Origin of the sequence: Stenotrophomonas hibiscicola ATCC 19867 (genome assembly GCF_000382065.1) — a bacterium.
GTDB classification, from domain to species: domain Bacteria; phylum Pseudomonadota; class Gammaproteobacteria; order Xanthomonadales; family Xanthomonadaceae; genus Stenotrophomonas; species Stenotrophomonas hibiscicola.
The window spans coordinates 23,447-37,876 of sequence record NZ_KB907498.1 but is presented as its reverse complement, the minus strand read 5'-3'; the positions used below and the strand labels follow the sequence as shown (position 1 = coordinate 37,876).

At 68.8% G+C, this 14,430-nt stretch carries 11 protein-coding genes; 5 read left to right on the top strand and 6 right to left on the bottom strand.

What is annotated here, in order from left to right; genetic code table 11:
* The first annotated feature begins 26 nt into the window (after nt 1-26).
* Complete coding sequence (locus G370_RS0100150; RefSeq protein WP_019658780.1) at nt 27-422, top strand: hypothetical protein; 396 nt, start codon at nt 27-29, stop codon at nt 420-422.
* A 125-nt stretch (nt 423-547) separates the two neighbouring features.
* Complete coding sequence (locus tag G370_RS0100145) at nt 548-1,093, top strand: glutathione peroxidase (RefSeq protein WP_010487473.1); 546 nt, start codon at nt 548-550, stop codon at nt 1,091-1,093.
* 85 nt (nt 1,094-1,178) lie between these two features.
* Here the strand turns inward: G370_RS0100145 and G370_RS0100140 are convergent, their stop codons facing one another.
* Genes G370_RS0100140 through G370_RS0100115 form a run of 6 tightly spaced genes read right to left on the bottom strand, consistent with a single transcriptional unit; the run spans nt 1,179 to nt 5,275 of the window.
* The gene (locus G370_RS0100140; RefSeq protein WP_019658778.1) at nt 1,179-2,192 is read right to left on the bottom strand and encodes an MlaA family lipoprotein; all 1,014 of its coding nucleotides are present in this window, start codon (nt 2,190-2,192) and stop codon (nt 1,179-1,181) included.
* 1 nt (nt 2,193) lies between these two features.
* Nucleotides 2,194-2,505, bottom strand: a complete 312-nt coding sequence (locus G370_RS0100135) for an STAS domain-containing protein (protein ID WP_019658777.1) — start codon at nt 2,503-2,505, stop codon at nt 2,194-2,196.
* On the bottom strand, nt 2,495-3,157 hold the full coding sequence (locus G370_RS0100130) for an MlaC/ttg2D family ABC transporter substrate-binding protein (RefSeq protein ID WP_019658776.1): 663 nt from the start codon (nt 3,155-3,157) through the stop codon (nt 2,495-2,497). The genes G370_RS0100135 and G370_RS0100130 overlap by 11 nt, the downstream gene beginning before the upstream one ends.
* Nucleotides 3,154-3,678: an outer membrane lipid asymmetry maintenance protein MlaD gene (gene mlaD / locus G370_RS0100125; RefSeq protein ID WP_019658775.1), complete on the bottom strand. Its 525-nt coding sequence runs from the start codon at nt 3,676-3,678 to the stop codon at nt 3,154-3,156. The genes G370_RS0100130 and mlaD overlap by 4 nt, the downstream gene beginning before the upstream one ends.
* A gap of 59 nt (nt 3,679-3,737) precedes the next feature.
* A complete protein-coding gene (locus G370_RS0100120) occupies nt 3,738-4,487 on the bottom strand; it encodes an MlaE family lipid ABC transporter permease subunit (protein WP_005414955.1) in 750 nt (249 codons plus the stop codon).
* Entirely contained in the window at nt 4,487-5,275 is a 789-nt protein-coding gene (locus G370_RS0100115) for an ABC transporter ATP-binding protein (protein WP_010487485.1), read from the bottom strand. The genes G370_RS0100120 and G370_RS0100115 overlap by 1 nt, the downstream gene beginning before the upstream one ends.
* 189 nt (nt 5,276-5,464) lie before the next feature.
* On the opposite strand from G370_RS0100115, the gene recC reads away from it, so the two are divergent.
* Genes recC through recD form a run of 3 tightly spaced genes read left to right on the top strand, consistent with a single transcriptional unit; the run spans nt 5,465 to nt 14,366 of the window.
* Nucleotides 5,465-8,812 carry an exodeoxyribonuclease V subunit gamma gene (gene recC / locus G370_RS0100110; RefSeq protein WP_019658774.1) on the top strand — a complete coding sequence of 1,116 codons (3,348 nt, stop codon included), beginning with the start codon at nt 5,465-5,467 and terminating at the stop codon, nt 8,810-8,812.
* Nucleotides 8,809-12,489 carry an exodeoxyribonuclease V subunit beta gene (gene recB / locus G370_RS0100105; protein ID WP_019658773.1) on the top strand — a complete coding sequence of 1,227 codons (3,681 nt, stop codon included), beginning with the start codon at nt 8,809-8,811 and terminating at the stop codon, nt 12,487-12,489. The genes recC and recB overlap by 4 nt, the downstream gene beginning before the upstream one ends.
* A complete protein-coding gene (recD, locus tag G370_RS0100100) occupies nt 12,486-14,366 on the top strand; it encodes an exodeoxyribonuclease V subunit alpha (RefSeq protein WP_019658772.1) in 1,881 nt (626 codons plus the stop codon). Before recB ends, recD begins: the two co-directional genes overlap by 4 nt.
* The last annotated feature ends 64 nt before the right edge of the window (nt 14,367-14,430 follow it).

The following is a 14,430-nucleotide window of genomic DNA, read 5'->3' as shown; positions in this document are numbered from 1 at the left end:
CCTGTCCGCTTCGACCAGGTACCGCCATGCGCCTGCCCCGCTTCACCAGCCTTGTCCTGACCGCGCTGCTCGCCGCCTGCAGCAGCACGCCAACGACCGTGGACACGACCACGCAGGCCGCCTCCAGCACCCCCGAAGCGGACGAGGCGTACCGCGAAGCGCGCGACGTGGACTGCCAGGCCGCCGGTGGCACCCTGCAGCGGCTCGGCCGGCTGCAGCGCGAGCAGTGCGTGATTCCCTATGCCGACGCCGGCAAGGCCTGCAGCCGCAAGAGCGACTGCAGCGGCCAGTGCCTGGCCACGGGCGACGTGGCCGCCGGCAGTGCCGTCACCGGTACCTGCCAGCGCGACGTGCGCCAGAACTTCGGTTGCCGCCAGCGCATTGATGACGGCAAGGCGCAGGGCACGATCTGCGTGGATTGAATCCTGCGTGTAGAGCCGAGCCCACGCTCGGCTGATGCCACAGCAGCCGAGCGTAGGCTCGGCTCTACAACCGCGCGCACAGCGCTATGCTGGTGGGCCATTTCCCGCTGTTGCCGGAGCCCCACGTGAGCACCCCGATCCAGGACATTTCCCTCACCACCATCGACGGCCAGCCGTCCTCGCTTGCCGACTACCAGGGCAAGGTGCTGCTGCTGGTCAACGTCGCCTCCAAGTGCGGCCTCACTCCGCAGTACGAAGGCCTGCAGGCGCTGTATGCGGAAAAGCACGCGCAGGGCCTGGAAGTGCTGGGCTTCCCAGCCAACAACTTCCTCGGCCAGGAGCCGGGCAGCGAGGCGGAGATCCAGCAGTTCTGCCAGCTCACCTACGACGTCAGTTTCCCGATGTTCTCCAAGATCAGCGTGGCCGGTGATGACACCCACCCGCTGTACCAGCAGCTGACCGCCGCCCAGCCGCAGTCGATCGGCGAAGGCCCGCTGCGTGAGCGCCTGGCGAGCAAGGAGATTCCGATCCACGCAGCACCGGCGGTGCTGTGGAACTTCGAGAAGTTCCTGGTTGGCCGCGACGGCAAGGTCATCGCGCGCTTCGCCCCGGACGTGGCTGCCGATGACGCGCGCCTGCGCGAAGCCATCGAGGCCGCGCTGGCGGCCTGAGGAAAGCGTGCCAACCAGGGTTGGCGCCTACCGGAAAAGAAAAACCCCGCCGAGGCGGGGTTTTTTCATGCACGGGCTGCAGCGATCAGTTGCTCCAGTTCGGCATCGGCATGGCATCGACCGGGATCGGCGAATTGGCATCGTCGTGGCCACGGTCGCGCTTGCTGCGCAGATCGTTCTCGATCTGGTAGTTGCGGCGCTGCATCCACGCATCGCGTACCAGCGAGTACTCGTCCACAGCGGTGTCACGCAGGTTGTCGACCGCCAGCAGCTGCGCGCGGGTATCGACCAGCTGCAGGCCCTGCAGGCCGATGCGGACCTTGTCCTCCTCGATGCGGCGGATCGGCGACAGCGGAATGTCACCGGCCAGGCCGAATACATCGCGTACGGTGCGCGGGCCGAAGAACGGCAGTTCCACGTAGCGCGAACGCCGCCAGCCCCACGCACCCAGGGTCTGGCCGAAGTCTTCATTGCGGCGCGGCACCATCGCCTTGCTGGCCGGATCGAACAGGCCACCGATGCCCAGCGTGCTGTTCATCAGAAAGCGGCCGAGGCTGTCCCAGGCATCGGCACCGCGGCCCTGCAGCAGCTGGTTGGTGATGGTCACCGGTGCCCGCAGGTTGCTGAAGAAGTTGCTGACGCCGGTGCGGGCGAAGCGCGGCACTACGTGGGTGTAGGCCGTGGCCAGCGGACGGGCAATGCCGCGGTCGACCGCGTTGTTGAACTTGTGCACCTTGCGGTTGAACGGTTCCCATGGGTCGTAGGCTGCCGCACTGCCGGTGTTGCCGCTGCCGCCATAGAGGGCATCGAAGTCGTCATCACCACCGGGGGCGGTCGCCGCTGCGGCCCTGGCCGCATCGGTGTCGGCGCCGCGGGCCGGTACGGAGGGTGGCGTGGCCGGTGCAGGGGCGGCAACCACGGCTGCGGCCGGCGCGGCATCAATCGTAGCGGTATCGGCGGTGGGGGCGGAGGCCTCGGCGACGGTGCTGGCCGGGACCACGGTACTGGCTGCCGGTGCATCGCTGCGTGCGGGCTTGCCGGCGCAGGCGGTCAGCGCGGCGGCCAGGACGATCAAGGGGAGAGTGCGTACGACGTTCATGTCAGCTCGCAGCAGAAGTAGCGTTGAAATCCAGATCGGGCGACAGCCGGTAGGCTGCGCTCAGCTCGTTGTAGCCGGCCGGCGCGCCGGAGACGACCAGTGGGTGACCGCTCCTGCGCGCGCGTGCGGCCAGCTCGGCCAGCAGCGCCAGGCCGGCGCTGTCCACGCGGTCCACCTCGCCCAGCTCCAGCCGTGACAGCGTTGCCGGCAGGGCCTGCAGCTGCGGCCACAGCGAGATCACCGCGGCACGGTCGAGCACCCCGCGCAGGCGCAGGGTGTCGCCTTCCAGCAGTGCCAGTGCGTTACTTGCCATTGCCCGCGGGCCCGGCCTGCATGCTGCCGCTGTGCAATTCGCTGGCCACCTGCTTGATGCCCTTCTGGCGCAGCGGGGTATCGAACTGGTTGCGGAAGGTCTGCACGTAGGAAATACCTTCAATGTTGACGTCGAAGATCTTCCACTGGCCGTTCACGTTGCGCATCCAGTACTCGACCGGAGTCGGCTCGTTGCCGGCGCGCACCAGTTCGGTGCTGACACGCACGCCACGATTGCCCGGCAGCGGGCTTTCACCCTTCAGGCGGAAGCTTGGCTTGCCTTGGATGTTGAGCAGGGTCGAGCCGTAGCGCTGCATCAGGCTGTCGGCCATCGCATCGGCAAACAGCTTGATGTCGGCGTCGGAAGCGCCGCGGGCGTGCGGGCCCAGCACCAGACGCGCGGCGTAGTCGCGGTCGAAGGTGCGGGTCAGTTCGCTGTCGATGTAGCTGCGCAGGCTGGCCGGGTTGCTGGTGAACTCGCTCTTTCGCTGCTGCAGCGTGGACAGGATGCGGCTGCTGGCATCGATCACCACCTTGCCGGCCTGGCTCTGCGTTGCGGCAGTGGCAGGTGCAGCGGCCTGGGCCTGGGCCAGGAACGGGGTGGCTGCCAGCAGCGCCGAGGCGAGCAGGGCCGGGATCAGTTTCATTTTCATGGTTGCGGTTCCGTTGCAGGCGCCTGCGCGCCATCGTTGGGCTTCTGAGCAGTGCCGCCACCGGCGCCGCCACTGAACATGTACTTGCCGACCAGCTGGATCAGGTCCACGGCCGGCTGGGTGAAGACGATCTCGTCGCCGGCCTTCAGCACGTCCGGGTCACCGCCCGGCTGCAGACCGACATAGCTCTCGCCGAGCAAACCACTGGTGAAGATGCCGGCCGAGGTGTCCGCCGGCAGGTCCTTGACCTTGCTGTCCATGCGCAGCGTCACGATGGATTCGAACTTCACCGGGTCCAGGTCGATCGAAGCGACCTGGCCGACGGTCACGCCGCCGATCTTCACCGGCGCCTGCTTGCGCAGCTGGCCGACCTGGGAGAAGCGCGCCTTCAGGTCATAGCCCTCACTGCCCCAGCTCCAGCGCTGGTTGGTCGAGGCCACGGCCAGCACCAGCAACGAGGCCAGAGCCAGCAGCAGGAAGGCGCCGACAGAGAATTCAAGTCTGGGACCGCGGATGGCCATGTGGATTACCTGATCGAGTCGTGGTGGCCGCGCGCGCCTGCGCACCGCCGGTGGAGGGGTTAGGTGAACAACATTGCCGACAGCACGAAGTTGAACATCAGCACCAGCAGCGAGGCGTTGACCACCGCACGGGTGGTCGCCACCGACGTGCCTTCAATGGTCGGCTCGGCGTGGAAACCAACATAGGCGGCCACCAGCGCGGCAGTGCCGCCGAAGATCGCCGACTTCAGCATTGCCACGCCGAAGTCGTCCCAGAAGTCCACGCTGTTGCGCAGCGCCGACCAGAACACGCCGTTGTCCAGGCCCAGCACGTGCACGGCTTCGAAGTAGCTGGCGCTGATCGCCAGCGAACAGAAGATGCCGGTCAGCAACGGCACAGTCAGCACCGCCGCCCAGAAGCGCGGCGCCACCGCCTTGGCTACCGGATCGATCGCCATCAGCTCCAGCGCCTTGATCTGGTCGGTGGCACGCATCAGGCCCAGTTCGGCGGCGATCGAACTGCCGGCGCGGCCGATGAACAGCAACGCGGTCAGCACCGGTGCCAGCTCGCGGTACAGCGAAAGGCCGAGCAGGGTCGACAGCGCGTCGGCCGCGCCGAAGGTGGTCAGCGTGCGGTAGCCCTGCAGGGTCAGCACCAGGCCGACGAAGGCACCGCCGACGGCGATGATCGGCAGCGAGCGTGCGCCGATCTTGTAGATCTCGCGGGTCAGCTCGGCCAGGAAATCACGCGTGGGCAGCGAACCGCGCAGCACGGTCAGCGAGAACAGGCCGGCGCGGCCAAGCGAGCGGGTGGCTTGGACGAACGGCATCAGGCAACCCTCGCGCGTGGCGCGGCATCGAACGGAATCGGGCCATCGGGCTGGCCGTGCAGGAACTGCCGCAGCAGCGGGTCCTGGCTGGACTGCAGTGCCTCGGGCGTGCCCTGGAACACGATGCCGCCATTGGCGATCGCGATCACCTGGTCGCAGATCGGCAGGGTCTCGTGCACGTGGTGGCTGACGATGATGCTGGTCAGGCCCAGGCTGTGGTTGAGGCGCTGGATCAGGCTCATGATCACCCCCGAGGCGATCGGGTCCAGCCCGGTCAGCGGCTCGTCGTAGATCATCAGCGGCGGGTCCAGCGCCAGTGCACGGGCCAGCGCCACACGGCGCGCCATGCCACCGGACAACTCGCGCGGCCAGGCATCGGCGGCGGCCAGCAGGCCCACCGCATGCAGCTTCATCTGCACCAGCCGGCGCAGCACGGCGGTCGGCAGGCGGGTGTGCGTACGCAGCGGCAGGGCGACGTTCTCGGCCACGGTGAGGTCGGTCAGCAGGCCGTTGCCCTGCAACAGCACGCCCACGCTCTTGCGCATTTCCAGCAGCGCGCCGCTGTCATGCGGGATCGGCTTGCCGAACAGGGTGACCTCGCCGGCGACCGGGCGCAGTTCGCCGGTCAGTGCCGCCAGCAGGGTCGACTTGCCGCTGCCGGACGGACCGAGCACGGCAGTGATGCTGCCCTTAGGCACCTGCAGCGACACGTCGCGCAGGATCGTGCGCCCGCTCCGGTCGATGCGGACGTTGGATAACTGCACCAGACTGGAGGTGGAAGCCGACATGGGCACCATTAACGTTTTTTAGACATCGAAGGATCGGGCCCGTCGGCTGAACATAAGCAGACTGGACGGTCCAGTATTGTTGCACGGCAAGGCCTCGCGTAGGCCGGGACAATCGGCCGGCGGGCCGGAACAATCCGTACCGCTGGCGGGCCAACCATTGAATACTGCCTGCCGTGCTGCACACTGTGCATGATGAGTGACCCGGGCAGCGATTTCCGCCTCTACCATTCCAATTCCCTGGACGTGCTGGCCGCGCTCCTGGCGCGCAACGTGCGTGCGCCGGTGCAGGGCCAGCCGCTGCTGGCGCCGGAAGTGGTGCTGATCCCGCAGGTGGCGATGCGGCGCTGGCTGCAGGCGACACTGGCCGCGGAATTCGGCGTCGCCGCCAACCTCCAGTTCCTGACCCCCGGCGAGTTCGTGGCGCGGGCGCTGAAGGCCAACGTCAGCGGCGAGCAGGACGATCTGGACGCGGCCGGCCTGCACTGGAAGCTGTATCAGGCACTGCGCGACCCGGCGCTGCTGGCGCAGCCGCCGATGCGCGCGCTGCAGTCCTATCTTGCCGGCGATGACGCATTGAAACCGTGGGCGCTGGCCGGCGAGCTGGCCTCGGTGTTCGAGAAGTACCAGGCCTGGCGCCGCGACTGGCTGCTGCGCTGGGCAGCCGGTGCCGATCCGGCCGACCCGCAGGCGATCCTGTGGCGCACCATCACCCGCGGTCACGACTACCGCGCCCGCCGCATCCAGGAGTACCTGGACCGCTTCGAAGGCGCCGGCCAGCCCCTGCCGCAGGGCCTGCCGCCGCGCATGTCCGCGTTCGCAACGCTCAACATCTCGCCTGACGTGCTGCGGGTGATGGCCACCCAGGCCCGGGTAGGCGAGCTGCACTTCTATATGCCCACCCCGGTGCAGTCGTACTGGGGAGATCTGCAGACGCTGGCCGAGCGCCTGCGCAGTGGCGCACCGGATCCCTTCGGTGAAGCAGCCGGCGAGAACCGGCTGCTAGAAGCGTGGGGTGCGGCCGGGCGCGACTTCATGGCGGTGCTGGGCAGTTACGAGGTGGTGCATCCGGCCGGCGAAATCGCCGCCTATTCCGATCCGGAGGAGGACACCGGGCCAAGCCTGGACGAAGGTGGCCTGTCCGACAGCCTGCTGCATCGCCTGCAGCGTGACCTGTTCCACCGTCGCGCGCTGCCCTCGGGTGAACTGCGCGACGGCCTGCGCAGCGACGACCCCAGCCTGCAGGTACACGCCTGCCACACCCGCCTGCGTGAGTTGCAGGTACTGCACGACCAGCTGCGCAGCCTGCTGCAGGACCCGCGCTTCGACCCGCCGCTGCAGGCACGTGAGATCGCGGTGCTGGCGCCGGACATCGATCCCTATGTGCCGTACCTGGAAGCGGTGTTCGGCGGTCGCGGCGGCGAGGAGGAACACATTCCTTATGCGCTGGCCGACAGCAGCCCGCTGGCGGGCGAGCCGCTGGCCGATGTGTTCGTGCATCTGCTGGGCCTGCCGGTCTCGCGCTTTGGCCTGAACGAAGTGCTGGACCTGTTGGCCAGCGCCCCGCTGGCCGAAGCGGCCGGGCTGGAAGCGGTGGACTTCGACCGCCTGCATGGCTGGCTGCAGCAGGCCGGTGCACGCTGGGGCCTGGATGCGAAACACCGCAACCAGCACAAGGCACCGGCCGACGACGCCTACACCTGGCAGTTCGCGCTGGATCGCCTGGTACTCGGCCATGCCACCGGCAGTGAGGCTGACCTGGCCGGTGTGGCGCCGTGGATCGAACTGGAAGGCGGCGCGCTGGACGCGCTGGACCGGCTGCTGCGCCTGTTGCGCGTGCTGGCGATCTATCAGCGTCGCCTCGGCGAGCTGCTGACCCCGGCGCAGTGGCGGCAGCGCCTGCTGTCGTTGCTGGACGCACTGCTGCCCACCGCGCCCAGCTCGCCCAACAGCCAGCGCGCGCTGGAGCGCCTGCGCAAGCTGCTCAACCAGTTCGCCGACGATGCCGCCAAGGCCGGTTTCGAAGACGGCGTGCCGCCGGAGGTGGTGCGTTCGCACTTCACCGGCGTACTGGGGGAGGCCGATACGCGCGCACCGCTGCTGACCGGTGGCATCAGTTTCGGCCGCATGGTGCCGATGCGGCTGCTGCCGTTCCGGGTGATCTGCGTGCTCGGTCTCAATGATGGCGATTTCCCCCGCCGTGACCCGGCCGCCGGTCTCAACCAGCTCACCGCCGAGCTGGATACGCCGCGCCGCCGTCCGGGCGACCGCTCCACCCGCGAGGATGACCGCTTCCTGTTCCTGCAGCTGTTCGCGGCCGCGCAGGAGGTGTTCTATCTCAGCTATCTCGGCGCCGATCCGCGCGATGGCAGCGTGCGTGAGCCGTCGGTACTGGTCAGCGAACTGATCGATGCCGCCGCCGCATATCACCTCGATCCGACTGCGGCGGTCCGCGACTTCACCGTGCGTCACGCCTTGCAGCCGTTCTCGCCAGCCGCGTTCGGTGATGGCGATCCACGCCGCTTCAGCTATCGCCGCCAGTGGCATCCGGCCGCCGGTCGCCTGACCGGCCAGCGCGGTGGCCTGCAGCCGTGGTTCGATGCACCGTTGCCGCCGCCGCTCGACGATGCGGTGGAAGAGGAGGTCGCGCTCGATACCCTGCGCCGCTTCCTGTGCGACCCGGCCGGGCAGTTCCTCGCACAGTCGCTGGGCCTGCGCCTGGCCGACGATGTCGAGGAGGTCGATGACCTGGAACCGCTGGTGCTTTCGTCGCGCGGGCCGGAAAAGCGCAGCGTGCAGGCGGCGGTGGTACGCGCCACGCTCAGCGGCGATGCCGAGCCGTTGTACCCGCGGTTGCGCGCGCGTGGCTTGCTGCCGTCGGGTCCATTGGGCGAGCGCCAGTTCGAGGTGGAGCAGTTGAAGACACGCCCGTATGCCAGTGCGCTGCTGGGCTGGATGCAGGGCGAACCACTGGAAAGCCGTCGCTACGAAGTGGACATCGATGGCGTGCGCCTGCATGGCCGCGTGGCCGATCGGCATCCCGAAGGGCTGGTGCGCCTGCGTGCCGGCACACTCAATGGCAATGCAGTGATCCGCCACGGCCTGGACTGGCTGCTGGCGAACGCTGCGGGCGATGCGCTGCCGCTTGTGCAGTTCCATGACGGCGGCGATGCCGGTCCCGGTCCGCACGTGCTGCCGGCATTGAGCGTTCCCGCTGCACGTGCTGCGCTGCGTGCGCTGCTGCAGCTGCGCCAGCGTGGCCTGCGCGAGCCGCTGCGCTTTGCCCCGTACACCGGCTGGGTGCTGTACAACGCGCCGGCAGAAAAGCAGCGCAGCGAAGGCTGGAAGCAGTGGCACGGCAGTGACCGCACCTGGGGGGAATCCAGAAGTGACGCGTGGCAGCTGCTGCTGCGCGGTGCCGACCCGTTCGCCACCGATGCCGGCTACGCCGACCTGCTGCGCAACAGCCAGGTGGTCTTCAGCGCGGTGCGCGAAGGTCGCGCTCTCGGCACCGAAGCACGCCAGGAGGGCAACGCATGAACACCGCCATGGCCGAAGACGGCATCGAATCCCTCAGCCGTGATCCCTACCTGGCCCTGCCGCTGGACGGCATCCGCCTCATCGAAGCCAGCGCCGGCACCGGTAAGACCTTCACCCTGGCCACGCTGTTCACCCGCCTGGTGGTGGAGCAGGGCCTGCGCATCGGCCAGATCCTGGCAGTGACTTTCACCGACGCCGCCACCCAGGAACTGCGCAAGCGCATACGCGAGCGCCTGGCGCTGGCCGCACGCCTGGTCGATCTGGAACGGGACGAGGGCGAAGCGCCAGACGTGCGCCTCACCCGCGCGGTGCTGCAGCGTCATCTGCACGAGGGCAGCGAAAGCGCCGGCGCATTGAAACGCCGCCTGCAGGTGGCCGCAGACGAGATCGACCTGGCGTCCATCTTCACCATCCACGGCTTCTGCACCCGCGTGCTGCGCGAGCATGCGCTGGAAAGCGGCCATACCTTCGACCCGCCGGAACTGCTGGCCAGTGACCGCGAGCTGCTGGAGGAACTGGCAGCGGATCTATGGCGCGTGCATGCCAATGACCCGGCCACGCTGGAGCCGCTGACCTGGCTGTGGTCCAACCCGGACGCGCTGGCCGCCGATCTGCGCGCGCTGCTGGCCGCGCCGCCACTGCATCCGTTGCCGCAGCCGGTGGCGTTGCCCGATCCGCATACGGCCCTGCAGGGAGCGGCGGAAGAGCTGTCTGCACGCGTGCGCGAACACGGCGAGCAGTTCTTCATCGACCTCTGCGATGCGGTCGACAACAAGTGGCTCAACGGCGTGTCCTACAAGCTGGGCTGGCTGCATCCGCTGGGCCGGCAGCTGTTGGCCTGGGCCGAGCGCGCCGACCCGCGCGAGCTGCTGATCAGCGAACGCCTGCCGGCGCTGCTGCCGGAGGCGTTGGCCACCAAGACCAACAAGAAATTCGCCGAGCGCACGCCGTCGTCGCCATTGCAGGCACCGTTGGCGCGCTATGTCGTGCTGCTGGCCGAACGCGATGCCTGGTTGCGTGCCACCGCATTGAATTTCCTGCACGCGCTTCGCGCCGACGCCACGCAGCGGCTGCAGGCACTGAAGCGCGTCCGCCGGGTGCAGACCTACGACGATCTGATCGATGGCGTAGCGCTCGCCCTGGAAGGCCCGCAGCGACTGACGCTGGTCAGGCAGCTGCGCGCGCAGTACCGCATCGCGCTGGTTGATGAGTTCCAGGATACCGACGATCGCCAGTGGGGCATCTTCCACACCGTGTTCGGTGATTCGCCGGAGGTGCGCGAGCTGGGCCTGGCACCGGCGTTGTTCCTGATCGGCGACCCCAAGCAGGCGATCTACGGTTTCCGCGGCGGTGATATCCACACTTACCTGAAGGCCAAGCAGGTGGCGCAGCAGGCGCCGGTACTGGACCAGAACTTCCGCTCGCGACCCGCTGTGCTGCGCGCGCTGCAGGCGCTGTACGACAACGCTGGCGAAGACGCCTTCCTCGAACGCGACATCCAGTTCGAGCCGGTGCGGCCCGGTGGTGTGCGCAGCGATGCGGACTACCAGCGCGACGGCCATGCCGCCGCGGCGCTCACCCTGCGCGTGCTGCGCAGTGGCGGTGACAAGGCGATGAGCGCCGATGCCTCGCGCGATGCGGCGACCCAGGCCTGCGTGGCCGCGATTCACCAGATCCTGGTCGAGGCGCGTGCGGGCAATGCCGTGTTGCGTGGGCGCCCGGTGCAGCCCGGTGACATCGCGGTGCTGGTGCGCTCGCATCGCGAGGCCACCCTGGTGCAGCGCGCACTGGCCGCGGTCGGCATTCCGGCAGTGGCAGCCGGCAAACAGAGCCTGTTTTCCACGCCTGAAGCGCGTGATCTGCGTGCGCTGCTGCTGGCACTGCTGCAACCGGCCGACGAGGGCCGCCTGCGCGCAGCGCTGGCCACGGTACTGCTCGGCCAGCGCGCAAGTGCGATTGCGGCGATGGAACGCGACGGCGACCTGCAACGCGGGTTCCAGGCGCAGCTGCTGCACTGGCGAGAGCGCTGGCAGCGCGGCGGGCCGTTCGCGGTGATCGCCGATGTCTGTGCCGCGCAGGGCGAGCGTCTGCTGGCGCTGATCGATGGCGAGCGCCGCCTCACCAATTACCTGCAGCTGGGTGAACTGCTGCAGGAAGCCTCCGCGCAGGCGCTGGGCATGCACGGGCTGCTGGACTGGTTGCAGGGGCAGATGGCCAGCGCCGACCAGGATGACGAGCAGCAGCTGCTGCGCCTGGAATCGGATGCGCGCCGCGTGCAGATCATCACCCTGCACAAGAGCAAGGGCCTGGAGTATCCGCTGGTGTTCCTGCCCTTCGTCGGCATCGACGGCGGCGCACCGAACACGGCCTCGCACTGCACGGTGCATGTGGGCGGCCAGCGCCAGCTGCACTGGAAGCTGGACAAGGACGAGGCCTGGGAAGCAGCTACGGCGCAGCGCGAACGCGAGCAGCGTGCCGAAGATGCACGCCTGCTGTATGTGGGACTGACCCGCGCCGAGCATGCGCTGTGGATCGCCGTGGGTGATCTGGCCGGGCTGGGCAAGACGCGTCTGGCGCCGCTGCTGGGCGACCTGCAGGCGCTGCGCGCACACGCCGATGTGCACATCGATGACAGTGATGCACCGGCCGCGCTGCCGCAGCTGGCGGCCGAAGTGGAAGGTGACCTTCCGGCGGTGCGTGCACTGACCCGGCGCGTGCCGCACGACTGGTGGGTGTACAGCTTCACCCAGCTGGCGCATGCCGATGCGGGCGCTGGCAGTGATATTGAAGCGGCCGCCACCGAGCTGCCGGCACCGGCGGCCGATGAACCGGCCGGCCCGGAGCTGCCACTGGAACCGGCCCTGCCCGAACCCACCGCGTCCGCCGAAGACAGTGCACCGCTTGATCCGCGTTTCATGGGCAGCCGCTTCGGTAACGTGCTGCATGAGGCAATGGAGAACGTCGACTTCGCCGCATGGGGTGACTGGCAGCCGGGCCTGGAAGCGCCCGAGGGGCAGGCCGAGGTACTGCGCAAGGCGCTGCACGACGAAGGCTATGCCGACGTCGACCTGGACGACGGCGTGGCGGTGCTGGTGCCGCTGGTTGGCCACACCCTGACCGTGCCGCTGCCCGAAGGCGGCGCGCTGCACAGCCTGGGAGAAGGCGAGCGCCGCGCCGAAATCGACTTCCATTTCGCCATCGAACCAACCACGGTGCCGGCCCTGCTGCAGGTGCTGCATGCGCACGGCATTTCCAGTGGTCGTCGAGGCTTCGGCCAGCGCCGCCGCCTGGAAGGGCTGATGACCGGCATGATCGACCTGACCTACGTGCGCGACGGTCGCTGGTATGTGCTCGACTACAAGTCCAACCGCCTGCCCGGCTACAGCCCGGACCTGCTGGCCATTGCCATGCGCCACAGCGAATACGATCTGCAGGCGCTGATCTACACCGTGGCCCTGCATCGCTGGCTGCGCTTCCGTCTGGGCGCGGCCTACGATTACGAGCGCGACATGGGGGGCATCCGCTACCTGTTCTGCCGCGGCCTGGATGCTACCGGCAACGGCGTGCATGTGGACCGCTTCCCGTTCGCGCTGGTGGATGCACTCGACGCGCTGTTCGCAGGTGGCGAACAGACCCAGGCCGAACTGGCCGCACGTGCCCGTGGAGCCAGCGCATGAGCCTGCTGAAGGAACTGCACCAGAAGGGCCAGCTGCGCACCCTTGATCACGCGTTGGCGACCAGCCTGCAGCGGCTGCGCGACGACACGCCCGAGAGTGTGGCGCTGGCGGCGGCGCTGGCCTCGCTGGCGGTATCGCAGGGCCACGCCGCGTTCGATCCGGCACAACCGCAGCGGCTGCTGGAAGGCGTGCCCGAGTGGCCTGCCGCGCACGACTGGCTGGCACAGCTGCGTGCATCGCCGTGGGTGGCGACACCCGAGCAGTCCGACACCATCGCCGAGGATGCGCCGCTGGTGCTGGAAAACGGCCTGCTCTACCTGCGCCGCTACCGCGAGTACGAGCGGCAGCTGGCGGCCGGGCTGCAGCGCATCGGCCGGCATCCGCTGCCGCCGCCGGACATGGCCGCGCTGGCACCGCTGTTCGCGCAGCTGTTCCCGCAGGCATTGGGCGGCGAGGACCACCAGGCACGCGCCGCCGGCGTGACCCTGCGCCATCCGCTGGCGCTGGTCACCGGCGGCCCCGGCACCGGCAAGACCACCACCATCGCACGCCTGTTGCTGCTGCTGACGGCGCAGGCCCGGCATGCTGGCCAACCGCTGCCCGAGGTGGCGTTGGCCGCGCCCACCGGTCGCGCAGCCGAGCGCATGGCCGAGAGCCTGCGCGTGGCCGTGCAACGGCTGCAGGAACAAGGACTGGACCCGGCGTTGTGTACGGCGCTGCCCGGTACCGGCACCACCCTGCATCGCCTGCTCGGCGTGATTCCCGATTCACCGCGCTTCCGTCACCACGCCGACAACCCGCTGCCGGTGGATGTGGTGGTGGTCGACGAAGCCTCGATGATCGATCTGCCGATGATGGCCAAGCTGGTCGATGCGATCGCCAGTGGCACCCGGCTGATCCTGCTCGGCGACCCGGACCAGCTGCCGTCGGTGGAAGCCGGCGACGTACTCAGCGCGATCCTGCGCGCCAGCGGCGATGGCATCGGCACCCGCGCCGACGACGCGCAGGCACTGCATGGTCTGCTGGCGCCGGCCACCTTGCAGCCGCAGGCGGCACCACGCGCCTTTGCTGGCCGCCGCGTGCAGCTGCAGCGCAGTTACCGTCAGAGTGATGCGCTGGACCTGGCGCCGCTGGCGCATGCCGTGCGCGAAGGCGACAGCAGCACCGCATTGCAGCTGCTGCGTGGCGGTTCACTGGCTGGCGTGCATTTCCATGAAGGCGAAGCCGATCCATTGCGTGGCCAACGCGAGCATCTGCTCGGCCACTGGCGCGCGCTGGCCGAGGCCGCTGATCCGGTAAGTGCCCTGCAGCAGGCCGGGCGCCTGCGCGTGCTGACCGCATTGCGCGAAGGCCCGCAGGGCGCGCGCGGGCTCAACAGCCGTATCGAACCGCTGCTGGCAGGCAACACCCCGGGCTACTTCCAGGGCCGCCTGCTGCTGGTCACGGAGAACAGCTACCGGCACCGCCTGTTCAACGGCGATATCGGCATCTGCCTGCGCGATGGCAGCGGCGCGATGGTGGCCTGGTTCCCCGGCGACAGCGTCGACCAGCCGCGCGCCTTCCACCCGGCCGCGCTGCCCGCGCACGAAAGCGCCTTTGCGATGACCGTGCACAAGGCACAGGGCTCGGAGTTCGATGAAGTGTGGTTGCAGCTGCCGCGCCAGGACAGCCGCGTGCTGTCGCGCGAGCTGGTCTACACCGGCCTGACCCGCGCCCGCCAGGTGCTGCATGTGGCCGGCAGCGCCGACGTGCTGCAGGCCGCATTGAAACGCCACGCCAGCCGGTTGGGTGGCCTGGCCTGGCGGCTGGGTGCGGAAGCAGTGGCCGAAGCACCGGCGCGCATCGAACAGCCCACGGTGCAGGGCCAGTTGTTCTGAACGGGGGGCGGATCCCGTTCCCACTGGGAATGGGCTCTGACCCCGGTCGCCCCGATGTCGAATT

Coding starts and splice junctions, on each gene's coding strand:
- recB (WP_019658773.1), top strand. CDS start 8,809: ATGAACACCGCCATGGCCGAAGACGGCATCGAATCCCTCAGCCGTGAT.
- G370_RS0100140 (WP_019658778.1), bottom strand. CDS start 2,192: ATGAACGTCGTACGCACTCTCCCCTTGATCGTCCTGGCCGCCGCGCTG.
- G370_RS0100135 (WP_019658777.1), bottom strand. CDS start 2,505: ATGGCAAGTAACGCACTGGCACTGCTGGAAGGCGACACCCTGCGCCTG.
- G370_RS0100115 (WP_010487485.1), bottom strand. CDS start 5,275: ATGTCGGCTTCCACCTCCAGTCTGGTGCAGTTATCCAACGTCCGCATC.
- G370_RS0100150 (WP_019658780.1), top strand. CDS start 27: ATGCGCCTGCCCCGCTTCACCAGCCTTGTCCTGACCGCGCTGCTCGCC.
- G370_RS0100130 (WP_019658776.1), bottom strand. CDS start 3,157: ATGAAAATGAAACTGATCCCGGCCCTGCTCGCCTCGGCGCTGCTGGCA.
- G370_RS0100120 (WP_005414955.1), bottom strand. CDS start 4,487: ATGCCGTTCGTCCAAGCCACCCGCTCGCTTGGCCGCGCCGGCCTGTTC.
- recC (WP_019658774.1), top strand. CDS start 5,465: ATGATGAGTGACCCGGGCAGCGATTTCCGCCTCTACCATTCCAATTCC.
- recD (WP_019658772.1), top strand. CDS start 12,486: ATGAGCCTGCTGAAGGAACTGCACCAGAAGGGCCAGCTGCGCACCCTT.
- mlaD (WP_019658775.1), bottom strand. CDS start 3,678: ATGGCCATCCGCGGTCCCAGACTTGAATTCTCTGTCGGCGCCTTCCTG.